Raw genomic sequence first — 23418 nt, forward strand, 5'->3', positions numbered from 1 at the left:
TGAAACTGTGAAAATATAAATCACAAGTTATCACAATATGATTTTTTTTGATTAAACAGGTAAGGAGCGACACCATGAGTAAGATTGAAACCATTACCCGGGAATCATGGATTCTGAGCACTTTTCCCGAGTGGGGAAGCTGGCTTAATGAGGAAATTGAGCAGGAACGTGTCGCTCCCGGCACCTTTGCTATGTGGTGGCTGGGCTGTACCGGTATCTGGCTGAAATCAGAAGGAGGTACCAATGTGTGCGTCGATTTCTGGTGCGGTACGGGCAAGCAGAGCCACGGTAATCCATTGATGAAAAAAGGGCATCAGATGCAGCGCATGGCAGGTGTTGAAAAACTGCAGCCAAACCTGCGCACCACGCCGTTTGTGCTGGATCCGTTCGCTATTCGTCAGGTCGATGCCATCCTCGCCACTCACGATCACAACGATCATATTGATGTAAACGTCGCCGCTGCCGTCATGAAGAACTGTGCCGATGATGTCCCCTTCATCGGTCCACAGACCTGCGTCGATTTATGGATTGGCTGGGGTGTACCAAAGTCACGCTGTATCGTCGTCAAACCGGGTGATGTTGTTCGCGTAAAAGATATTGAAATTCATGCACTTGATGCGTTTGATCGCACCGCGTTAATTACCCTGCCTGCAGAGCAAAAAGCGGCTGGCGTACTGCCTGACGGCATGGATCAGCGTGCAGTTAACTACCTCTTTAAAACCCCCGGCGGTACGCTATACCACAGCGGTGACTCGCACTATTCCAACTACTATGCGAAACATGGTAATGAGTACCAAATTGATGTGGCATTGGGTTCCTACGGCGAGAACCCGCGCGGCATTACCGACAAAATGACCAGCGCCGACATACTGCGTATGGCGGAAGCGCTAAATACAAAAGTCGTGATCCCATTCCACCACGATATCTGGTCTAATTTTCAGGCCGATCCACAAGAGATTCGTGTTCTGTGGAACATGAAAAAAGACCGCTTACAGTATGGCTTTAAGCCTTATATCTGGCAGGTGGGCGGGAAATTTACCTGGCCTGTGGATAAAGATAATTTCGAGTATCACTACCCACGTGGTTTTGACGATTGCTTTACTATCGAGCCCGATTTACCGTTTAAGTCCTTCCTCTAAAAGCCGGAGCGGGTGCCGTGTGCACCCGCTTTTATCATCAGTATCGTGCACTTATCTTTAGTAATTTCAGGCTATTTCAAATATCATCTTTTCACATCATTAATCATCGGAATAGCTCATGACGGAAGCGCAACGACATCAAATACTGCTGGATCAACTGTCGCAGACGGGCTTTATTACGGTTGAAGAAGTGATCGCCAGCCTGGGCGTTTCTCCTGCAACCGCACGTCGCGATATCAACAAGCTGGATGAAAGTGGCAAACTTAAGAAGGTGCGTAACGGCGCCGAAGCCATCAGCCAGCAGCGTCCGCGCTGGTCGCCGATGAATATCCATGAGGCACTGCACCACGATGAAAAAGTACGTATCGCCAGAGCCGCATCACAGCTCGTTAGCGCGGGTGAAAGCGTAGTGATCAACTGTGGATCAACGGCCTTCCTGTTGGGCCGTGAAATCTGCGGTAAACCGGTACAAATCATCACTAACTACCTGCCGCTCGCCAATTACCTCATCGAACAAGAACACGAAAGCGTGGTCATCATGGGCGGACAGTACAACAAGACGCAGTCCATCACCCTGAGCCCGCAAAGCAGTGAAAATAGCCTCTATGCCGGTCACTGGATGTTTACCAGCGGCAAAGGGCTGACGGCAGAAGGTCTTTATAAAACCGACATGCTGACGGCCATGGCCGAACAGAAGATGCTGAACATGGTGGGAAAACTGGTCGTTCTGGTGGATAGCAGCAAAGTCGGTGAGCGTGCGGGTATGCTGTTCAGTAACGCCGATCAAATCGATTTGGTGATCACCGGAAAACAGGCCAACCCCGAAATCCTCAAAAAACTTGAGGATCAGGGAGTTAAAGTGATGCGCGTGTAGTTAAAGATGCTCGGTGAAAAAGCGGACGGTGGCCGTCAGGGCGGTGGGTGTTATGCGATGTTTTACGCCTGCTTCCCACAGGCAGGTTAACTGCTCGTCCAGACGTGCAGCCGTCAACGCCTGCTGCAGGCGTAATGTTTCCGCTGCGGGTACAACGTCGTCCTCCTCCCCATGCCAGAGAAAAAGCGGACGGTTGGCAAGCTGTGCTAATTGCCCACTGATATCCCATTTTGCTAACGGCGCGACAATCGCATCGAACGCCGCCTGCTCTTCCGGTGTTGTCACCTCCAGCGGCGGAAAAAGGGAATTCGCCAGGGTGGAGAAATAGCCGGAACCCATCAGGCAGGCAACGCTCCTGACTTCCGGAAACTGCGTCATAATACCGAGCGCCGTCATGCCGCCCATCGATGCGCCCCCCACGCCCAGCCGCTGATTGTCGATCAATCCCTGCTGATACAGTGCCGCTTTCAGCGCCGCAAACTCCGTAAAATTACCCTGCAAAATTTGCCAGAAACGCTGTAGCCGCCGCGTTTCATCACCGTCAAACCGGGCTCCATGCTCCGGCGCGTCAGGCATAACGACCCGAAACCCGGCCTGAGCCAGCGCCACGGCAAAATAGCTATATACCAGCTTGGAGGAGGTAAATCCGTGGTAAAAAACAATACAGGGTAATGGCTGTGCCTCTTTTCCCGCCGGGAACGCGTGTAATGCTTCAATCCCGGCAAAATGCCGTACATCGAGTTCTATCATTGGCCTCTCCTTGATCTATAGTGCTGGTATGCCATCACGCCTTCGAAGGTGCAAGTCAACGTTCGCATATCAAGTGTTAGCATTGTGATAAAGATGCTGCGCCGATCGCATTTTCATTCGAAACTTATGTTGGCAATAGCAAAATTGGGAACATTCCCCTCTTGCCTGTTTATTATGGAACTACACTATGGCTATCAGGAAACATGAAAACATGATGCGCTGGTTTCTCCCCCTTGTTATGGCGCTGTTTTTGAGTGGATGTAGCGTGCTGGAAGGTAAACCACAGCCCGCCCCGCCCGTCAGCGATCATCCGCAGGAGATAAGTCGTAATCAGACGCAAAACCTGCATGAAATGGGTGCATTTAGCGTATCGGTGCTGGGTTCGCCTATGGACGTTGAAGATGAAATAAAAGCCAGAGCTACCGCTGAAAAAGCGGATTACTACGTCATTCTGATGATGGATGACACGGTCATTCCAGGCCGCTGGTATGCAAGGGCTATGTTGTATCGTCATTAAGTAAACGTCTGGGTTTAAGGAAGATTTACACTGCTTTGCGTCCTTTTATGTTTGCCTGTGCACAATGGAATGTATGGAATTTTCGCGCGATGGAGTGCCCTGGAAAAAATCGGGGTAACGTGGAATGGAGCTGATAGATATGAAACGATCTCTTGCCTTAAACTCACTGTTGCTTTCTACCGGCTTAGCCAGCATAACAGCGCAGCCAGCAGAGTTCGCGAGCGCTGACTGCGTCACCGGGCTGAATGAAATTGGCCTGATTTCTGTCAACAATGTTTCCGGAAGTCCACAGGATGTGGAGCGTGTCATCGCGCTGAAGGCAGACGAACAGGGAGCATCCTGGTACCGTATTATTCAGATGCAGGAAGAACAACGGGCAGATAACTGGCGGGTGCAGGCCATACTTTATGCCTGACATGTATATACCCGAAAAAGCCACTTTTAAAGAGTGGCTTTTTTGTTTACTTCATTGTTAACAATGATTTACGAAGATGGAACTTTTTAGTAACATTTAGTTACATTGACACATTAAATGTTATCGAATTATTGCCGTTGAAGGTGCTGACATTCTTTTCAGCGGATATTTTATGAGCACCTTTTTTAGTCGCATTGGACTCGGCACCAAACTTTCTCTTTTGACGGGCACAAGCGTAGCCGTGCTTTTCCTGGTTTTCACCTTTCTGTTAAGCAATAAAGCCAGCCAACAACTAGAAACGTTGGCAGTGGAAGATCTCCATAACCAGTCCACGGGCGTCCAGGATATGGTAGAAATGTTTAACAGCAGCCTGAGCGAAGAAGTTGAAAGCTATACCCGTCTGTTCAGCAGTTTTTTGCCTCAACCTGTGACCATCGATCAGGCGCAACGCCGTGAAATTAACGGCATTAGCGTTCCCTTGCTGAAAGGGGGCGACAGTGACCTTCATGAAAACAATGCCATTGTTGATGATTTTCTTACCCGCACCGGGGCTATCGCCACGCTGTTTGTGCGCAGTGGCGATGACTTTGTGCGCGTTGCTACCTCGTTACGTAAAGAGAATGGCGATCGTGCGATAGGCACGAAACTGGACAAAGCCAGCCCGGCTTTTGCTCCGGCGTTGAAAGGCGAAACCTACCGTGGGCTGGCCTTATTATTCGGTAAGCGCTACATCACGCAATACCAGCCGGTAAAAGATAACAATGGCAATACCATAGCCATCTTATTTGTCGGCGTGGACATCACCCACTCATGGGAGATCATGCGCAGCAAGATCCTCGGACGCCAGCTTGGCGATAGCGGCCATTTCTACGTACTGGATCGTAATAATGGTAAGAACTACGGTAATTACCTGTTCCACCCCAGCGAGGAGGGTAAACGCCCGCAGTGGGATGAGCGCGATCTGAATACCGTTCTGCAACAGACTACCGGTACGCTGGAACAGCAGCGCCCCGATGGCCATCGACAAATGCTCTCATGGATAACTGTGCCCGGCTGGAACTGGACGGTGGTGGGCGAAGTCGACAAGGCGGCATTACTCAATGACGTCAACACGTTACGCAACCAGTTCCTGATAGCCGGGCTGGTCCTCTCTCTGCTGTTTGCCGCACTGTTTGTGGTGATTGTTCGCCGCTGGCTGACCCGCCCTCTTCGTGATGCCATTGGCCTGGCCAGCCGCTATGCGTCGGGCGATCTGCGGGCCACTCTGGAGGTCAAACGTCAGGACGAAGTGGGGCAACTCATTGATGCCATCAACGGAATCGGTAATGGCTTGCATGCCATTGTTTTACAAGTGCGTGAATCGGCCAGTGATATTCACCACGGCACCAATGCGCTTGCCGCCGACAGCAGTGAAATCAGCGAGCAAATTAACAAGCAGGCCAGCAGCGTCGAGGAGACCTCAGCCAGCATGGAGCAACTTGCGGCGACCCTACAGCAGAATGCCGCCAATATGGAAGAGATGCAGTCGCTGGTGAATGAAACCGCCCGGGAAGTACAAAAGGGTGGCATAACCGTCGAAGAAGCGGTTGCCACCATGGACGCGATTCGTACCGCCTCGCAGCGAATTGCCGACATCACCCATGTGATTGAATCTATCGCCTTCCAGACCAATATCCTGGCGCTTAACGCTGCGGTTGAAGCCGCTCGCGCCGGGGAACATGGTAAAGGATTTGCCGTCGTGGCCCAGGAAGTACGAGCGCTGGCAGCCCGCAGCGCCAATGCGGTAAAAGAGATCGATGAACTGACCAGCGATACACTCAAAAAAGTCCATGAGGGACATACGTTATCCAACAATACCCGACAGGCGATGGGCTCTATCACCGCGCATATGAACCACATTAACCAGTTGGTTAACGAGATTAATAACGCCTCTCATGAGCAGTCGGCAGGGATTAATCAGGTCAATATCGCCATGACGCATATTGGTGAAGCCACGCATATTAACGCAGGACGGGTTTCGCGCAGTGAGCAAACCGCTGGCACGCTGCGCGAAAAAGGGGCACATCTGACGGAGGTGGTCCGCCTGTTCAGCCTGAAAACGGACTAACCGAGACCGCCCGTGGCACGCAGCAGCAGGTCACTCTGGACCTGCTCAGCCACAACAGACGCGCCGCGTACATCCAGCATCATCCGGCACCAGGCTTGTGCTATTGACGGGGGAGCGAATTGCAACAATTGCGCCCCCGTCGCTAGCAGATACAGTTGCCGGGTAATCTCCCGCCCTTGCGCCTCAAGAGGTTTACGCAACTGTTGCTGTAACTGACGCCAGGCACGATCAAAATGCCTGTCCTGACCTTTGACCGCACCAAACGCATCGTGCAACAACTCACTGATGCCCTGCTGTTTAGCCAGCACGCGTAAGACATCAAGACACATAATATTGCCTGAACCCTCCCAGATACTGTTCACCGGCATTTCCCGATAAAGCCGGGGAAGCTCGCTCTCCTCGCAATAGCCAATGCCGCCCAGCACTTCCATGGCTTCGGCAACAAAGGGCATACCCGCTTTGCAGACCGCGAATTTCGCAACGGGGGTAAACAGCCGTGCCCAAAGCGTCTCTTCCGGCTTAGTGCGACCATCCCAGGCGCGGGCAAGGCGAAATAAAAACGCCGTCTGCCCTTCCAGTTGCAACGCCATCCGGCTAAGGACTTCCCGCATCATTGGCTGGTCGACGAGATGTTTTCCGAATGCCTGACGCTGATGAGCATGGTACAGGGCAACGGAAAATGCCCGGCGCATCAGACCGTGGCTACCCAGCGCACAGTCAAAACGGGTCAGACCGCCCATTTTGAGGATTTGACGCACGCCGTCGCCCTCTTCTCCTACCAGCCAGCCGCTGGCCTCGCAAAATTCTGCTTCGCTGCTGGCATTCGAGCGGTTACCCAACTTGTCTTTCAGACGTTCGAGCCGCACACCGTTGCGCTGTCCGTCAGGTAAAAAACGCGGCACAAAAAAGCAGGAGAGTCCGCCTTCCGCCTGCGCCAGGACCAGATGCGCATCGCTCTGCGGCACCGAGAAAAACCATTTGTGCCCCACCAGCCGGTAGCTGTCACCACTGCGTTGCGCCCGCGTGGTATTACTGAGCACGTCCGAGCCGCCCTGTTTTTCCGTCATCCCCATGCCAATCAGCAGACCGCGCTTTTGGTTGCCTGGCGCGAGATGCGGGTCGTAACGGTCGCTCATCAGCGGTTTGAGCCAATCCTGAAAAGGCGCAGGAAGCGAATGCTGCAATAGCGGCGTGGCGGCAAAGGTCATGGTAACCGGGCATAATGAACCGGCTTCCACCTGTGCATGGAGCACAAACCGCGCGGCGCGGGCAACAAACGAGCCGCTGCGCGCGTCCTCTTCCCATGCCAGGTTATGAACACGGTTTGCGCACAGGCCTTGCATCAGTAAGTGCCATGCCGGGTGAAACCGTACATCATCGAGTCGTGCCCCCGTCGGGTCATAACGCAGCAGTTCCGGGGGATTAACGTTGGCCAGCCTGCCGAGCTCCAGCGATTCTGCCGTACCCAATTGCTGACCGATACTGGCCAGTAAATCAGTATCCCAGGCTGCGCCTTCACGGATAACAGCGTCATACAGGGCTCGGTCAGAAAGGAAAAGATTGCTGTTATTCAGGGGGATGGGTTGATTAAAAACGGTATGCGTTTGCCAGTGCATCTGTTTGCCCTCCATCAATGGCATCGGCAATAAGTATGGGCAGATGGCAGGCATTCCGCCCGCGATAGCGGTCACAAAATGGTGCGTATGGGCGCTTTCTGTTTGCGTTACCCGCACTTAGCGGCGAGGCTTAACAATATGAAACCAGGAACGGTGACGCCCATGACAACAACACATGCACAAAAAAGAGCGCTGGTCGCAGGCTCTATCGGTAATTTTATCGAATGGTACGAGTTTGCGGTCTATGGCTTTCTTGCCACGGTGATTGCGAAGAACTTTTTTACCCTCGAAGGTGAATCTGCTATCACCAGTCTGATCCTGACCTATGCCGCCTTTGCCGTCGCCTTTTTCTTCCGTCCGTTAGGTGCAGTGGTGTTTGGCCGCATGGGTGACCGGATAGGCCGTAAGCCAACGCTGATCATTGTCCTCGTACTGATGACCCTGGCGACAGCGGCCATTGGCGTGGTGCCGGTTTATGCCAGTATCGGCGTCGCCGCACCGCTGCTTATTACCGGCCTGCGCATTTTGCAGGGTCTGTTTGCCGGTGGGGAATATGGCGGGGCCGTCTCGCTGATGACCGAGTTTGCCCCACGAGGTAAGCGCGGTTTGTACGGTGCATGGCAGTCATTGACCGTCGCCCTCGGTCTGCTGGCGGGGGCCGGGGTCGTAGCATTGCTGTCAGCATTACTTAGTCCGGAGGCCCTTCATGACTGGGGCTGGCGTATTCCCTTTTTCATCGCGATTCCAATGGGCGCCGTTGCGCTCTGGCTTCGCGTTCATATGGAAGAGACACCCAGTTTTGTACATCAGCAAGCGCAGGCCGCTCCGCCTCAGGCGGCCAGTTTCGCCAGTACGCTAAAAGCCATCATCACCGGGATTGGTCGCCTGATGGTCTGGTCAGCGGCGGGTTATACCTATCTGGTGATTATGCCGACCTATCTTCAGTCTTCGCTGCACACTGGCTTTAACCAGGCACTATTGATAGCGGTGATTTCTAATGCCGGGTTCGCCCTGACGATTATCCCCTCCGGCATGCTGAGCGATAGGATTGGTCGACGCACCGTGATGGTCACCGCCGCAGTGCTGTTGCTCATCCTGGCGCTGCCGCTGCTGAAAGTGTTACAGGCGGAATCAAGCACGATATTTATCAAGGCGGTGGTGGTGTTTATCGCCGGTGGACTGGTGGGGATGCTGGCAGGGCCTGGGCCCGCCATGCTGGCGGAGATGTTCCCGACCAGGGTTCGTTATACCGGCCTGGGGCTTGCCTATTCGCTGTCGAATGCGATTTTCTCAGGCTGTGCGGGGCTAATTATTACCGGGCTGATTAAGCAGACGGGGAATCTGGATATTCCGGCATATTACGTAATGGCAACGGCGGTGGTGAGTGTAATTGCGCTGATGACGCTCAGGAAGGATGATCACCAGCGTTCACTGGAGGAGTAATGCAGTCTGGCGCCCTCGCCTTGCTGGGGGCCGTGCGGTCTGATGCCCTCACCCCAGCCCTCTCCCACAGGGAGAGGGAGTAAACACTAAAAACAGCAACCAACGTTGCTGTTTTGCTTTTACCTCTACGGGGAGAGGGTGCAAACACTAAAAAGGCAACTTACGTTGCCTTTTGCGGTTTATTTTGTGCGCTGGCGAACGGCTTCGAACAGGCAGATGCCGGTAGCGACCGACACGTTCAGTGACGACACGCTGCCCGCCATCGGAATGCTGATCAACTCATCGCAATGCTCACGTGTCAGACGGCGCATCCCCTCACCTTCCGCCCCCATCACCAGCGCCATCGGGCCGGTCATTTTGCTCTGGAACAGGGTGTGGTCAGCTTCACCCGCGGTGCCGACAATCCAGATATTCTCTTCCTGTAGCAGACGCATGGTACGCGCCAGGTTGGTCACACGGATCAGCGGGACGTTTTCTGCCGCACCACAGGCCACTTTTTTGGCGGTCGCGTTTAACTGGGCAGATTTGTCTTTCGGCACGATGATAGCGTGAACGCCCGCCGCATCGGCGCTACGCAGGCAGGCGCCGAGGTTATGGGGATCGGTAACGCCATCAAGGATCAGGAAGAAAGGCTGCTCAAGACTGGCGATCAGATCCGGCAGATCGTTCTCCTGATACTGACGACCCGGTTTGACGCGAGCGATAATGCCCTGATGCACCGCCCCTTCGCTTTTCTCATCCAGATATTGACGGTTAGCGACCTGAATCACGACACCCTGCGCTTCCAGCGCGTGAATCAGGGGCATCAGACGTTTGTCTTCGCGCCCCTTGAGAATAAACACTTCCTGAAAACGTTCCGGAGCGCGTTCCAGCAGGGCCTGCACCGCATGGATGCCGTAAATCATTTCACTCATCAATGGTACTCATTTGAGGCGATATCGCCGGGTTGAATAGGCTGTGAGACATTCACATCGCCACATTATAACCGACAGACGCCCCAGATCGAATCAACTAAGATGACGTTTCGCCTCCTGGCGGACGCGGTGTAAAACGTGCTGCTTGATTTCGCCGTAACGCGGGTGCTCCGCCAGCGTTTCAATGTCGCGCTCGCGGCCAAAGGGCAGGACAATCTCTTCGACAATTTTTCCCGGTTTGGCCGACATCACCAGGATGCGGTCAGCCAGAAACAGTGCTTCTTCCACATCGTGGGTGACGAACAGTAGCGTGGTGCCGGTCGTCAGCCAGGCCTCGCGCAGCAGCTCCTGCATCATCAGACGGGTTTGTGCATCCAGTGCGCCGAAGGGTTCATCCAGCAGTAGCACTTCTGGCCCCGGCAGCCAGGCGCGGGCCAGCGCCACACGCTGCTTCATGCCCCCGGAAAGCTGCCACGGCGCATGCTGCTCAAAGCCTTTCAGGCCCACGCGGTTCAGCCAGTCCTGCGCCCGCGCATTGACCTCTTCTTTTTGATAGCGGCCCAGGCGCGGGCCAAAGGTGACGTTATCCAGCACCGACAGCCACGGGAACAGATTCGGCTGCTGGAAAATCATGCCGCGCTCCGGCCCCGGCTGCCGCACCGGTTTTCCGCTCGCCAGCACGTGGCCGCTGTCCGGTTTGGTAAACCCGGCGACCAGGTTGAGAATGGTGGATTTGCCGCAGCCCGACGGGCCTAACAGCACGACAAACTCTCCTTTATCGAGGGTGAGATCTATCCCCTCCAGCACCGTAAACGGCTGCGGTTTAGCCGCAAAAGAGAGGGAGACATTTTCAAGCGCGATGGCAGTCATTATTCTTTCCCCGCCCACGGGACAAACAGACGTTGTAGCCCCAGCAGTAATAAATCCAACAGATACCCCGTCCCGCCCAGGAGCAGGATGCCGAGCATGACGATGTCGGTACGTAAATAAGAGCTGGCGTTAATCACCATCCAGCCGAGGCCTGAACTGGCGGCGACCATCTCAGCGGCAATCAACGAGGTCCAGCCAATACCAATAGAGAGCCTGACGGTGGTAAAGAGATCCGGCAGGGCATCCGGCAGCACCACACGCAGGAAAATCTGCCCTTTGGTTGCCCCCAACGTTTGCGCCACCCGTATGCGTGCCCGACCAATCCGCTCCACCGCCGCCGACGCCCCCACCACCACACTCAGGAAGGTGGCGATAAAGATCAGGAAGAATTTCGACGCTTCCCCTATCCCCAGCCAGACCACGGCCAGCGGGATCAGCGCGATTTTCGGTAACGGGCGCAGGAACTGCACAAACGGGTTAAGTACCGCGGACAAACCGGGTGACAGCCCCATCAGCAGTCCGAGCGGGATACCCAGCACAATCGCGACCGCAAAGGCGCTCAGCGCACGGGCCAGGCTCACCGCCACATGCTGCCAGAGCGGGACCTGGCGGTAACCGTCCGCCAGTAGCTCTTCAGCCGTCAGGCCAATATCGGTGAGTGACGGCAGTAACAGCGGGTCCACCCATTGCCGGGTGGCCGCCAGTTGCCAGAGCGCGAAGAAAACCGCCACCGAAAACACGCTGATGGCGATATGCTGACCTACTTTCATTTTGCCGCCGCTTCCCGGATGTAACGGGAATCAATCGCCGTGTCCCAGTTGTCCGGGATATCCTGCTTACGAATTTCGCCAATGCCTGCGAGGAAGTTAGAGGTTTTGGTCAGCGCCTTGCCGATGCCGCTATGGGTGGTGTCCGTGCCGTTACCCAGCCAGGCCGCTGTGCCCTGATCAGCAAGCGTTGGGTACTCCAGCCCGCCCAGCGTATTGGCAGCGGTGGTGACCGGTGCGCCCACTTCTTTCGCAACGATGGCGGCAGCGCTTTCCGGGTCTTTCTTAAACTCGTCGACTTTCTGCTGATGCACGCGCAGGAAGGCGCTTACTGCTTCCGGGTACTGTTCGGCAAAGGCCTTACGTACCACGTAGTTGTTGTAAATCAGGTAGCCCTCTTTTTGCAGATCTTTGGTGGCAAAGACCTGGTGACCACCGGAGGATTCCAGCTCCTGTGCAAAGGGAGCCCAGACATAACCTGCGTCAATATCGCCGCGTTTCCAGGCTGCCACCATCTCTGCCGGGCGCAATGGCAGGAGGGTGATTTTGCTGCGATCGAGTTTATTGACGCTAATTGCCGCTTCCAGCGCATAAGCCGCCGTGGAATTTGGCGGATAGGCCACGCGTTTCCCTTCAATATCTTTAATCGTGTTGATGCCGTTTTTGCCAATTAAACGTTCATAACTGGCAATGACGCCTGAGACACCAATAATCTCTACCGGTAATTTACGGACAATACCCGCCGTTGCCGGACTGGATCCGAAATTGGCAATATCAATTGCGTTACTGGCGAAATAATTAAGGGCATCGGCACCGGAGGCAAATTGCACCCATTTTACCTGGCTGTGTAAGGCTTTATCTAAAGAGCCGTCGGCTTTGGCGAGCATTAATACCTGAGAGCCACCGCTATAAGCCACACGGACTTCTGGAGGATTGGCGGCCATACTGATATTGGCCCACAGGCTGCCTGCTGCGAGTAATATGCCGAGCGTTTTTTTCATTTCTTTTTCCTTGAGGTAAATGCGAGTCATCTTTCCCGCGAAGCAGGGGAAAATAGTCAATTAAAGCCTGTTGTTTTATGCCAGTTGCGTGAGGCGATAGTCCTGCCAGAGGCAGGAACATCGTTCGGCCAGCGATTGTGCGGGGTCGTGCGTAAGTGACAGGAACGGCGCTTCCACCGCGCGCAGAGCCACCGGGACTTCCGTGCAAGCCAGCACCAGTTGCTGCGCGCCACGCGCCATCAGCGCCAGCGCCTGCAATGAGAGCAGTTCGCCCCCCTCGGCCAGTTTGCCGCGCTTCACAGCATAGCAGCCGGGCACAAACCACTCCGCCAGCTCGTCTTCTGTAGGCGTAATGGATTCAATCCCCTGCGCTGCCAGACGCTGCTGAAACCAGCCGGCGTCCAGTGTCCCTTTGGTGGCAATGATGCCAACACGTTCGGGCTTTTTCGCCACCGTTAACAGCGCATCCAGGGTTGCATCCACGATATGCAGAATGGGCGCATCGCTGGCGGCGCTCAGTTGCGGATACCAGTGGTGCGCGGTGTTACAAGGAATAGCGATATGGCTCGCCCCCGCCTGGTTCAATTTTTCAATGCCTTCAAGTAACTGAGGCAACGGCGACGGACCAGTCCCGGCCAGCGCCTTTTGCCGGTCGGCGATTTGCGGCACATTCCACACTACCGACGGCAGGTGATGTTGATCGCTCTGCGCCGGTGTGGCGTCGAGCAATTTGTGCTGAAAGTCGAGCGTGGCGAGCGGCCCCATGCCGCCCAGCACGCCAAGCAAAAAGGGCTTAGCCATGACGGGCATGCGCCTCCAGCACCTGACGATAGCCAAACAGACCAACGGAACCACCGGTGTGGATAAACACCACGTTCTCATCCTTGCGGAAATGGCCCTTGCGAATCAGGTCGACAAGCCCGGCAGCCCCTTTCCCGGAATAGACCGGGTCGAGAAGAATACCTTCATGGCGGGCAAAGAGGGTCAGCGCCTCCAGCATGCTCTCGGTTGGCAGGCCATAACCGTCACCAACGTAATCGCTGTTCGCCACCACCGCCTCACGCGGCAGCTCACCCGGCACACCCAGCAACGCCAGGGTGCGCGAGGCCAGATTCCAGACGTTCTCTTCCTGCTTCGTCTTCGGTGCGCGAACGCTAATCCCCAGCACAGGCACCTGGCTGTTGGTGGCGGTAAACCCGGCGACCAGCCCGGCTTGAGTACCTGTACTGCCGGTAGCGTGCACGACATGATCAATACGCAAACGTAACTGTGAAGACTGGTACAGTAACTCTTCGACACAGGCGACATAACCCAGCGCACCAATGGGGTTAGAGCCACCGCCGGGGATGATGTAGGGGTTATGGCCCTGCTCACGCAGCGTCGCGGCATACTCTTCCATTGCCTGCTGCATATCGGTGCCGCCCGGCAGATGGGCAACGATTTCGCCGCCCAGCAAATCATCCAGCAGGACATTCCCGGAGCGTTGATAGTCTTCGCCAAAGTCGGTAACGCGTTTTTCCAGCAGCACTTTTGCGGCCAGCCCAAGTTTCGCCGCTCCGGCAATGGTCTGGCGCACATGGTTAGACTGGGTCGCCCCCTGGGTAATGATCACATTGGCTTTTTTCTCCAGCGCATCGGCCAGCAGAAATTCCAACTTACGGGTTTTATTGCCGCCGCTGGCAAGCCCTGTCGCATCATCGCGCTTGATCCATATTTTCGGACCGCCGAGTAATGCAGAGAGATTATTCAGAGGCTCCAGGGGGGTGGAAAAATGGCCGAGCGAAAGTCGGGGAAAGCGCGCCAGATGCATAACGACTCCTTGCTAAATAAGCGAATAACAGATGGGAGTCACTATACACATCAGATTCTGAGCGCTAATCACCAATAATAAATATCGATTCTCACAATTTAGCTAAGTCAAAGAAATAACCGCCCTGAGGGCTATTTCTATTACACGCGGGAATATATTACGTTAAAAAAGAATAACCCCTCTGCATAGAGAGGGGTTATCAGGCGGTATTTCAGCGCTATTTATTCAGCGTCTTTCTTTTTTGACGCACGCTTCGCTTTAGTCGCTGCGGCAATTTTTTGCGTCTTCGCGGACGGCTTTTTCACGCTTTTTTCTTTCTTCGGTTTCGCGGGGCTTTTCGCTTTACGGAATGCGCTGTCGGGTTCGAAATTAACTTTCTTACCGGTCTGACGACGTTTACCCGACGGCTTAGCGCCGTTACCTTTCTTCGCGTTTTCACGTGCGGTTTTACCGACATTACGCGGACCGCGTTCGCTGGAAATCAACGAGAAGTCGATTTTACGCTCGTCCATATTGACCGCTTCCACACGCACTTCCACTTTGTCGCCCAGACGGTAAGTCTGGCCGCCCGATTCGCCAATCAGACGCTGGCCCACCTGGTCGAAGCGATAGTAGTCATTATCGAGCGTGGAGACGTGCACCAGACCATCGATAAACAGATCGGTCAGGCGAACAAAGAAGCCAAAGCCAGTGACGCTGGCAATCACGCCAGGGAAGGTGTTGCCCACATGGTCCTGCATAAAGTCGCATTTCAGCCAGTCAGAGACTTCGCGGGTCGCTTCATCCGCACGACGTTCAGTCATCGAGCAGTGCTGGCCCAGTTGCAGCATCTCTTCCATAGAGTAGTGCCAGCCGCCGGTTTCAGTGCTGTTGCCGGTATGGCCCTCATCCTTCGCCAGCAGATACTTGATGGCACGGTGCAGCGACAGGTCAGGATAACGGCGGATCGGCGAGGTAAAGTGTGCATAAGATTGCAGCGCCAGACCGAAGTGGCCGCGGTTTTCGGGATCGTAGACCGCCTGCTTCATGGATCGCAGCAGCATGGTTTGCAGCATCTCATGATCGGGACGATCGGCGATGGACTCAAGCAGTGCTGCATAATCCGCAGGCTCAGGCTTGTTACCGCCCGGTAGTTCCAGGCCCAATTCCGCCAGGACGGTACGGAAAGAAGTGATCGCTTCAGTCGTTGGCTTGTCGTGGATACGGAACAACGCGGGTTCATCCTCTTTCTCAACGAAACGCGCCGCCGAGATATTCGCGAGGATCATGCACTCTTCAATCAATTTATGGGCATCATTACGCTGAGTTTGCTCAATGCGCTCAATACGACGCTCGGCGTTGAAGATAAACTTCGCCTCTTCGCTCTCAAAAGAGATACCGCCACGTTCGGCACGGGAGGCATCAAGAACTTTATAGAGGTTGTGCAGCTCTTCGATGTGCTTAACCAGCGGCGCATACTGCTCGCGCAGATCCTGATCGCCCTGCAGTATATGCCAGACCTTGTTATAGGTCAGACGGGCATGGGAGCTCATTACCGCTTCGTAGAAGGTATAACTCGTCAGACGACCCTTTGCCGAAATGGTCATTTCGCAGACCATGCACAGGCGGTCAACCTGCGGGTTGAGTGAACACAGGCCGTTGGAGAGCACCTCCGGCAGCATCGGCACAACCTGGGATGGGAAATAGACCGAGGTTCCACGAGCTCGCGCCTCATCATCCAGCGGCGTGCCCGGACGGACGTAATAGCTGACATCGGCAATAGCAACCCACAGGCGCCAGCCGCCGCCGCGTTTTTTCTCACAATAAACGGCGTCGTCGAAATCGCGGGCATCTTCACCATCGATGGTGACCAGTGGCAAGGAACGCAAGTCTATGCGGCCCACTTTGGCCTCTTCCGGCACCTGCTCTTTCAGCCCTGAAACCTGTTTTTCAACCGCAGGCGGCCAGACATACGGAATTTCATGGGTACGCAGCGCCATATCGACAGCCATGCCGGTGCCCATATTGTCGCCCAGTACTTCGACAATTTTACCGATGGCTTTAGTGCGACGGGTCGGGCGCTGGGTCAGTTCAACCACCACCACAAAGCCCATGCGCGCGCCCATGATCTCTTCTGGCGGGATCAGGATGTCGAAACTCAGACGGCTGTCATCCGGCACCACAAAGCCGACGCCCGCGTCGGTAAAGTAACGGCCAACAATCTGACCGGTTTTCGGTACCAGGATACGCACAACACGCGCTTCACGACGACCTTTACGGTCGGCACCCAGCGGCTGGGCCAGAATCTGATCGCCGTGAATACACATTTTCATCTGTTCGCTGGAGAGGTACAGATCGTCTTTGCGGCCTTCTACGCGCAAGAAGCCATAGCCATCGCGGTGACCGATAACCGTTCCTTTCAGCAAATCAAGGCGTTCTGGCAGGGCGTAACACTGACGGCGGGTAAAGACCAGTTGTCCGTCGCGCTCCATGGCGCGCAGGCGGCGGCGCAGTGCTTCGTTTTGCTCTTCGCCTTCGATATTGAGTTCAATTGCCAGCTCTTCACGGCTGGCCGGTTTTTCGCGTTTTGTTAAATGTTCGAGGATAAATTCGCGGCTGGGGATGGGGTTTGTGTATTTTTCAGCTTCGCGTTCCTGGAAAGGATCGTGTGACATAGCGGTTCCTCCGTTGTCATCTCTGGTGAAAGTCCCGTTATCTTCCACGCTACCTCTTGTTGGCTTCTTTCACTCACCCCGTCACTTATCGATATAAGCGCCGGGGGCATTCGTTCAGTTGCCGCCGCGATGTAACGCGAAATACTCAGGGCTTTTATCCTTCCACCAGCAGTAATTTGTAAAGCGGTTGATTCTCTTCAACCAAATCGGCCAGCGTGTAGTTATCCAACTCCTTGAGGAAACTTTGCACAGCCTTAGAAAGCGCCCGCTTAAGGCGGCAGGCGGAAGTAATATGGCAAAACTCACTGCTACAGTTAACCAGCGCCAGCGGTTCCAGGTCACGCACGACATCGCCAATGCAGATATCTTTCGCCGCCCGACCAAGGCGTATCCCGCCGTTTTTTCCTCTGACGGCAGCAACGTAACCTTCACGACTAAGTTGATTGATTATTTTGACCATATGATTACGGGACACACCATAGATTTCAGTGACCTCGGTAATGCTGGTCATCTTTCCTTCCGGCAAGGAAGCCATGTAAATCAGTGCGCGTAATCCGTAATCCGTAAAACTTGTTAACTGCACATCTACCTCAGTAAAAGGGAGAAAGGTGAGATACCTACAGGTATTGACTCTATTGATGATAAACCAGCCAACAGTGATGCCGCCAATTTATTTGAACTGAAGGGGAAAAAAGCAGGAAGAGAGGGGCCTGCAAGGCAAGCCCCGTGGATCATTACGCGTCGAATGGGTCGCGCAGGATCATGGTTTCTGTGCGGTCCGGACCGGTAGAGATAATATCGATCGGCACGCCAGTCAGTTCTTCAATGCGTTTGATGTAATTCAACGCCGCCTGCGGTAACCCGCTACGCTCTTTCACGCCAAAGGTCGATTCAGACCAGCCTGGCATGGTTTCATAAATCGGCTCAATACCTTCCCAGTTGTCTGCCGCCAGCGGAGTCGTCGTCACTTCACGACCATCCGGCATACGGTAAGCAACGCAGATCTTCACTTCTTTCAGGCCGTCCAGGACGTCCAGCTTGGTCAGGCAGAAGCCAGACAGGGAGTTGATCTGCACAGCACGACGAACGGCAACGGAGTCCAGCCAGCCGGTACGACGACGACGACCGGTGGTAGCGCCGTATTCGTTACCCTGTTTGCACAGGAACTCACCGATATCATCGAACAGTTCTGTCGGGAACGGACCCGCACCCACGCGAGTGGAGTAGGCTTTGATGATACCCAGTACGTAATCCACATAACGCGGCCCCAGGCCAGAACCGGTTGCCACGCCACCTGCGGTGGTGTTAGAGGAGGTGACGTACGGATAGGTACCGTGGTCAATATCCAGCAGCGTACCCTGCGCGCCTTCGAACATCACGAAGTCGCCGCGCTTACGCGCCTGATCCAGCAGCTCGGAAACATCAACCACCATCGCGGTGAGGATGTCGGCAATCGCCATGACATCGTCCAGCACTTTCTGGTAGTCAACGGCTTCAACTTTATAGAAATTCACCAACTGGAAGTTGTGATATTCCATCACTTCTTTCAGTTTGTCAGCAAAGGTCGCTTTATCGAACAGGTCGCCAACACGCAGACCGCGGCGAGCAACTTTATCTTCATAAGCTGGCCCGATACCACGACCGGTGGTGCCGATAGCTTTCGCACCGCGCGCTTTCTCACGTGCCACATCGAGCGCAACGTGATAATCAAGGATCAGCGGGCATGCTTCGGAGAGCAGCAGACGTTCACGAACCGGGATACCACGGTCTTCCAGTTCTTTCATCTCTTTCATCAGAGCAGCAGGAGACAGCACAACACCGTTGCCGATGATGCTGGTCACATTGTCACGAAGAATGCCTGATGGAATAAGATGGAGGACGGTTTTTTCACCGTTGATTACGAGAGTATGGCCTGCGTTGTGACCGCCCTGGTAGCGAACAACATATTTAGCCCGTTCAGTCAGAAGATCAACAATCTTCCCTTTACCTTCGTCACCCCATTGGGTGCCCAGTACGACGACGTTGTTACCCATTTTTTCAAAATCACCGTTTGCTTAAAAATGGATTCTACCATCGCTTTTTCAGATATACAGCACTTTTTGTACCCAAAATGAGGCAAATCCGACCGTTTTTTGATCAGCCAATCGTTTTCCTCAACATGTAGTAGATAACGATACCGGCGACCACAAGACCCCCTCCGAAACGACGCAGCAGGTTGTCTGGCAATGTACTCATCGTGGCAATCATACGGCGCCAGGCTCGGGGATAAAGCATCGGACCGAGCCCTTCAAACACCAACACGAGCGCCAGTGCCAGCCAGATTGTTGCGTTCATTTTTTATCCTTATAAAAAGAAAACCACCGCCCTGATAGGCCGGTGGTTTTTACTTCTAAAATCGATGACGTCAGTTTAACGTGTCGCGGAAGTCGGTGTCTTCATGTAACGGAAGAAATCGCTATCCGGGCTGAGCACCATCACATCCTGGTTGCTCTGGAAACTGCTTTCGTAAGCACGCAGGCTACGGATAAAGGCGTAGAAGTCGGGATCCTGACTAAAGGCGTCAGCAAACAGTTTCGCCGCTTCGGCATCGCCTTCACCACGCAGGATACGGCCCTGACGCTCAGATTCTGCCAGTGTCTTCGTGACTTCATAATCAGCCGCTGCGCGCAGTTTTTCAGCCTCTTCCTGACCCTGAGAACGGTGGCGACGGGCAACCGCTTCACGCTCAGCGCGCATACGGTTGAAGATCGCTTCCGACACTTCGGTTGGCAGGTTGATCTGCTTGATACGCACATCAACGACTTCAATACCCAGCGCTGCCATACTGTTCGGGTTAACCACCGGCACTTTACCGTTGGTTTCAGCCTGAACGCGCTCCGCCGCTTTAGCGATTTCGTTATCCGCCGCTGGCGTTGTCACTTCGTCTACTGTACCCGCAGAGCCGGAGTTCAGCGCGTCACGCACTTCCAGAGTCAGGCGGCCACGAGAGTCGGTCACGATATCTTTGACATCCAGGCGACCAATTTCAGAACGCAGACGGTCCGAGAACTTACGTTTCAACAGTACTTCCGCCTGAGAGACGTCACCACCGCCCGTCGCCAGGAAGTAACGGCTGAAATCGCTGATCCGCCACTTGATGTACGAGTCGACAATCAGGTCTTTCTTCTCTTTGGTCACGAAACGATCGGCCTGGTTATCCATCGTCTGGATACGCGCGTCCATCATTTTAACTGACTGAATAAAAGGCACTTTAAAATGCAGACCTGGCTCATAAATTACCGGCTTTTTATCGCCGTCACGCACCACGCTGCTGAACTGGAATTTGATCCCGCGTTCACCCTCTTTTACGACAAAAATAGAGGTGTAGAGCACTACCAGCGCGATGATGATAATCGCGATAACTGACTTACGCATCGTTATTCCCCCTGACGCTGATAGTCGTTACGCTGCGCGTTAGCGCGGCGTTGGTCCATAATGTCGCCCTGACTGATAGACGATGAATTGCTCGCACCGCTGTTACCGGAAGAGGACGCAGGCGGCAGGCGCAGAAGGTTGTTCGCGCCACTGCTATCGCTCTTTGCCGCAGGTGCATTCCCGCCTTTCAGCATCTGATCAAGCGGCAGAACCATCAGGTTGCCACCTTTATCGTTGACCAGCACTTTACGGGTGTGGCTCAGCACTTTTTCCATGGTCTCGATATAGAGACGCTCACGGGTAATTTCCGGTGCGGCTTTATACTCAGGCAGAATCTTCGCAAAGCGAGCCACTTCACCCTGTGCTTCCAGAATGGTTTGGGTCTTGTACGCACGCGCTTCTTCCAGGATACGCTGCGCCTGACCGTTCGCACGAGGCTGCACTTCGTTGGTGTACGCTTCCGCTTCACGAATGAATTGCTGCTCGTTTTCACGTGCGGCAATCGCATCATCAAACGCGGCTTTGACCTCTTCTGGCGGACGCGCCGCCTGGAAGTTGACGTCCAGCAGGGTGATACCCATGTTGTACGGTCTGATGGTCTCTTCCAGCTCACGCTGGGTATCGCTACGGATAACGGTACGGCCTTCCGTCAGAATGCGGTCCATGCCGTATTTACCAATAACGCCACGCAGCGCGCTGTCTGTCGCCTGGCGCAGGCTGTCATCCGCGCTGGTTACGCTATAGAGGTAACGTTCAGGATCGGTCACGCGGTACTGCACGTTCATTTCGACGCGCACGACGTTTTCATCAGACGTTAACATCACGCCGGACGCCGCCAGCTCGCGAACGGATTCGACGTTTACCGCCGTCACGTTATCGATAAAGGTCGGTTTCCAGTTCAGACCTGGCTCTACCAGATGACTGAATTTGCCGAAACGGGTCACAACGCCACGTTCCGCTTCTTTAATGGTGTAGAACCCACTGGCAGCCCAGATAATCACGGCAGCCGCCGCGACGATGCTGACGATGCGGCCGCCAACGTGGCCACGCGGGCCGGAAGGTTGTTGGCTTGCGCCACCTGAACCGGTGCCTTTGCCACCGCCCAGGCCGCCGAGTTTTTTGCTCAGCTTACGGAAGATATCATCCAGATCAGGTGGCCCCTGATCGCGACCGCCTTTGTTTCCATTTCCCTCAGAGTTGCCGCCTGGTTTGCTGCTTCCCCACGGGTCGCGGTCTTGTCCGTTGTTACCGGGCTGATTCCACGCCATGTATGTGCTCCATATTTGTTATGCGGTTTTACCCTTCATGCTTCGGGCTGCCTCTTTGTTGGCGGCCTTGATTTGCCGCCACGATGCAACCCAAATTATTTTAGGTACCCCCAAAGGGGAAAATCCTTCTGGCCAACCGGTCAGACGACGTAGTCTTCCAGTGCCGGTTCTTGTTTACAGAGGCGACGCCAGTCCACAATCGGCATACGCACCTGTATGCCCAGACTCCCGTCTTCCTCCATCCACTCTTTTTCGATGGCCTGAAGCTGATAAAAACGACTTCTCAGACGACCTTCTTTTGCCGGCAAACGCAACGTATGCTGCGCAACCTCACCAGACAGCCGCTCTGTTAAAGCCTGGAATAACAGTGGTACGCCGACTCCGGTCTGAGCGGAAAGCCACACCCGAATCGGTTTATTTTCATCATCACGGTCGATACGCGGCTCAAAATCATCCAGCATATCGATCTTGTTCATCACCAGCAGCGTCGGGATTTCATGTGCGTCGATCTCTTCAAGCACAATGTTCACCGCCTCAATGTTGTCAGCGACACGCACATCGGCAGCGTCTATGACATGCAATAACAGCGTCGCCTGCCGGGTTTCCTGCAACGTCGCTTTAAACGCCGCCACCAGGTCATGTGGCAAATGGCGAATAAACCCAACGGTATCCGCCAGTACAGTTTCACCTACGTCAGCAACATCAATACGACGCAGGGTCGGGTCCAGTGTGGCGAACAGTTGATCCGCCGCGTACACCTGGGCCTCGGTTATCTGATTAAACAGGGAGGATTTGCCGGCGTTGGTATAACCCACCAGCGACACCGTTGGAATATCCGCTTTCATGCGCGAGCGGCGTCCCTGTTCACGCTGCTTTTCCACTTTCTCAAGCCGCGAGAGGATTTGCATAATACGATTACGCAGTAAACGACGGTCGGTTTCGAGCTGGGTTTCACCCGGGCCACGCAAACCAATCCCGCCCTTCTGTCTTTCAAGGTGGGTCCAGCCACGCACTAAACGCGTCGCTAAATGGCGCAACTGCGCCAGCTCAACCTGCAGCTTACCTTCATGGGTACGCGCACGCTGGGCGAAAATATCTAATATCAAACCTGTACGGTCGATAACCCGGCATTCACATAACGCTTCAAGATTACGTTCCTGGGCCGGACTCAATGCGTGATCAAATAAAACAACAGAAGCCCCTGTCGCTTTTACGGCTTCCGCAATTTCGACAGCCTTACCTTCACCTACAAAATACTTAGGGTGCGGTGCTTTACGGCTACCAGTAATCACCTGCATTGCTTCGACACCGGCGGAAGAGACCAGAGATTCAAACTCCTGGAGATCTTCCATATCTTTGTCTTGCGAAAAATAGATGTGTACCAGCACCGCCTGCTCACCGGCTTCATAACGGTCAAACAAGCGTAAACTCTCCTAAAATACCAGCGGGGAACTCAGAATCCTGGCTCCCCGACATGGAAAAACAGCCATCAACCTTATTCGGTTTCTTCGCTGTCCTGCTGCGCAGAGGACTGAGCATTGCTACCGTGATGGTAGTTACTGCCAGTGCCGCCGCCCGCGTTATTGCTATGATGAGAAACCGGGCGAGACGGAACAACAGTAGAAATAGCATGCTTGTAGACCATCTGGCTGACCGTGTTTTTCAACAGGATCACGAACTGATCGAAAGACTCAATTTGCCCTTGCAGCTTAATACCATTCACCAAATAAATTGAAACTGGAACACGTTCCCGACGCAGTGCGTTCAGGAACGGATCTTGTAAAGATTGCCCCTTAGCCATTCTATCTTTTCCTTATATGCTTGTTTTGTACTTAGAACCCGGGAGTTCTGAAAACTGC

22 protein-coding genes are annotated in these 23418 nt (G+C 54.3%); 6 read left to right on the forward strand and 16 right to left on the reverse strand.

Features of this window, described 5'->3' with window-relative positions; genetic code table 11:
- The first annotated feature begins 74 nt into the window (after window positions 1-74).
- Complete coding sequence (ulaG, locus tag ACS0RQ_RS24975) at window positions 75-1139, forward strand: L-ascorbate 6-phosphate lactonase (RefSeq protein WP_271848637.1); 1065 nt, start codon at window positions 75-77, stop codon at window positions 1137-1139.
- Between the two features lie 118 nt (window positions 1140-1257).
- Complete coding sequence (gene ulaR / locus ACS0RQ_RS24980; RefSeq protein ID WP_039077795.1) at window positions 1258-2013, forward strand: HTH-type transcriptional regulator UlaR; 756 nt, start codon at window positions 1258-1260, stop codon at window positions 2011-2013.
- Here the strand turns inward: ulaR and yjfP are convergent, their stop codons facing one another.
- Window positions 2014-2763 (reverse strand): esterase, encoded by a 750-nt coding sequence (gene yjfP / locus ACS0RQ_RS24985; protein ID WP_079497697.1) that lies wholly within the window; start codon window positions 2761-2763, stop codon window positions 2014-2016.
- Window positions 2764-2950: 187 nt separating this feature from the next.
- Here yjfP and bsmA point away from each other — a divergent pair, with 187 nt between their 5' ends.
- The 3 genes from bsmA to ACS0RQ_RS25000 all read left to right on the forward strand — a co-directional run bounded on the left by bsmA (window position 2951) and on the right by ACS0RQ_RS25000 (window position 5802).
- Window positions 2951-3280, forward strand: a complete 330-nt coding sequence (gene bsmA, locus ACS0RQ_RS24990; RefSeq protein ID WP_039077797.1) for a biofilm peroxide resistance protein BsmA — start codon at window positions 2951-2953, stop codon at window positions 3278-3280.
- Between the two features lie 139 nt (window positions 3281-3419).
- Window positions 3420-3695: a DUF1471 family protease activator YjfN gene (gene yjfN, locus ACS0RQ_RS24995; protein ID WP_039077798.1), complete on the forward strand. Its 276-nt coding sequence runs from the start codon at window positions 3420-3422 to the stop codon at window positions 3693-3695.
- 172 nt (window positions 3696-3867) lie between these two features.
- Window positions 3868-5802 carry a methyl-accepting chemotaxis protein gene (locus ACS0RQ_RS25000; protein WP_271848635.1) on the forward strand — a complete coding sequence of 645 codons (1935 nt, stop codon included), beginning with the start codon at window positions 3868-3870 and terminating at the stop codon, window positions 5800-5802.
- On the opposite strand, the gene ACS0RQ_RS25005 is transcribed toward ACS0RQ_RS25000, so the two are convergent.
- Window positions 5799-7418 carry an isovaleryl-CoA dehydrogenase gene (locus tag ACS0RQ_RS25005; RefSeq protein ID WP_271848634.1) on the reverse strand — a complete coding sequence of 540 codons (1620 nt, stop codon included), beginning with the start codon at window positions 7416-7418 and terminating at the stop codon, window positions 5799-5801. The two genes, ACS0RQ_RS25000 and ACS0RQ_RS25005, sit on opposite strands and share 4 nt — an antisense overlap.
- 162 nt (window positions 7419-7580) lie before the next feature.
- On the opposite strand from ACS0RQ_RS25005, the gene ACS0RQ_RS25010 reads away from it, so the two are divergent.
- Complete coding sequence (locus ACS0RQ_RS25010) at window positions 7581-8861, forward strand: MFS transporter (RefSeq protein ID WP_271848633.1); 1281 nt, start codon at window positions 7581-7583, stop codon at window positions 8859-8861.
- A gap of 179 nt (window positions 8862-9040) precedes the next feature.
- On the opposite strand, the gene rlmB is transcribed toward ACS0RQ_RS25010, so the two are convergent.
- The 14 genes from rlmB to hfq form a co-directional block, all read right to left on the reverse strand.
- Complete coding sequence (rlmB, locus tag ACS0RQ_RS25015; protein WP_271848632.1) at window positions 9041-9775, reverse strand: 23S rRNA (guanosine(2251)-2'-O)-methyltransferase RlmB; 735 nt, start codon at window positions 9773-9775, stop codon at window positions 9041-9043.
- A gap of 93 nt (window positions 9776-9868) precedes the next feature.
- Complete coding sequence (locus tag ACS0RQ_RS25020; RefSeq protein ID WP_271848631.1) at window positions 9869-10645, reverse strand: ABC transporter ATP-binding protein; 777 nt, start codon at window positions 10643-10645, stop codon at window positions 9869-9871.
- The gene (locus tag ACS0RQ_RS25025) at window positions 10645-11415 is read right to left on the reverse strand and encodes an ABC transporter permease (RefSeq protein ID WP_079497688.1); all 771 of its coding nucleotides are present in this window, start codon (window positions 11413-11415) and stop codon (window positions 10645-10647) included. Before ACS0RQ_RS25025 ends, ACS0RQ_RS25020 begins: the two co-directional genes overlap by 1 nt.
- Window positions 11412-12413, reverse strand: coding sequence for a taurine ABC transporter substrate-binding protein (locus ACS0RQ_RS25030; RefSeq protein ID WP_271848630.1), 1002 nt, complete (start codon window positions 12411-12413; stop codon window positions 11412-11414). The genes ACS0RQ_RS25025 and ACS0RQ_RS25030 overlap by 4 nt, the downstream gene beginning before the upstream one ends.
- A 75-nt stretch (window positions 12414-12488) precedes the next feature.
- Window positions 12489-13214: a cysteate racemase gene (cuyB, locus tag ACS0RQ_RS25035; RefSeq protein ID WP_271848629.1), complete on the reverse strand. Its 726-nt coding sequence runs from the start codon at window positions 13212-13214 to the stop codon at window positions 12489-12491.
- Window positions 13207-14223, reverse strand: coding sequence for a D-cysteate sulfo-lyase (gene cuyA, locus ACS0RQ_RS25040; protein WP_334632417.1), 1017 nt, complete (start codon window positions 14221-14223; stop codon window positions 13207-13209). Before cuyA ends, cuyB begins: the two co-directional genes overlap by 8 nt.
- Before the next feature lie 221 nt (window positions 14224-14444).
- Window positions 14445-16877, reverse strand: a complete 2433-nt coding sequence (rnr, locus tag ACS0RQ_RS25045; RefSeq protein ID WP_271848627.1) for a ribonuclease R — start codon at window positions 16875-16877, stop codon at window positions 14445-14447.
- Between the two features lie 154 nt (window positions 16878-17031).
- Window positions 17032-17460: a nitric oxide-sensing transcriptional repressor NsrR gene (gene nsrR, locus ACS0RQ_RS25050; protein ID WP_039077809.1), complete on the reverse strand. Its 429-nt coding sequence runs from the start codon at window positions 17458-17460 to the stop codon at window positions 17032-17034.
- Between the two features lie 151 nt (window positions 17461-17611).
- Window positions 17612-18910 (reverse strand): adenylosuccinate synthase, encoded by a 1299-nt coding sequence (gene purA, locus ACS0RQ_RS25055; RefSeq protein ID WP_271848626.1) that lies wholly within the window; start codon window positions 18908-18910, stop codon window positions 17612-17614.
- Between the two features lie 103 nt (window positions 18911-19013).
- On the reverse strand, window positions 19014-19211 hold the full coding sequence (locus ACS0RQ_RS25060) for a DUF2065 domain-containing protein (RefSeq protein WP_039077811.1): 198 nt from the start codon (window positions 19209-19211) through the stop codon (window positions 19014-19016).
- A 75-nt stretch (window positions 19212-19286) separates the two neighbouring features.
- Window positions 19287-20291, reverse strand: a complete 1005-nt coding sequence (hflC, locus tag ACS0RQ_RS25065) for a protease modulator HflC (protein ID WP_039077812.1) — start codon at window positions 20289-20291, stop codon at window positions 19287-19289.
- 2 nt (window positions 20292-20293) lie between these two features.
- A complete protein-coding gene (hflK, locus tag ACS0RQ_RS25070) occupies window positions 20294-21559 on the reverse strand; it encodes an FtsH protease activity modulator HflK (protein ID WP_039077813.1) in 1266 nt (421 codons plus the stop codon).
- Window positions 21560-21699: 140 nt separating this feature from the next.
- Complete coding sequence (gene hflX, locus ACS0RQ_RS25075; protein WP_039077814.1) at window positions 21700-22980, reverse strand: ribosome rescue GTPase HflX; 1281 nt, start codon at window positions 22978-22980, stop codon at window positions 21700-21702.
- Between the two features lie 74 nt (window positions 22981-23054).
- A complete protein-coding gene (gene hfq / locus ACS0RQ_RS25080) occupies window positions 23055-23360 on the reverse strand; it encodes an RNA chaperone Hfq (RefSeq protein WP_039077815.1) in 306 nt (101 codons plus the stop codon).
- Between the last annotated feature and the right edge of the window lie 58 nt (window positions 23361-23418).

It is taken from the genome of Phytobacter diazotrophicus, assembly GCF_052061655.1.
Classification (GTDB): Bacteria; Pseudomonadota; Gammaproteobacteria; order Enterobacterales; family Enterobacteriaceae; genus Phytobacter; species Phytobacter diazotrophicus.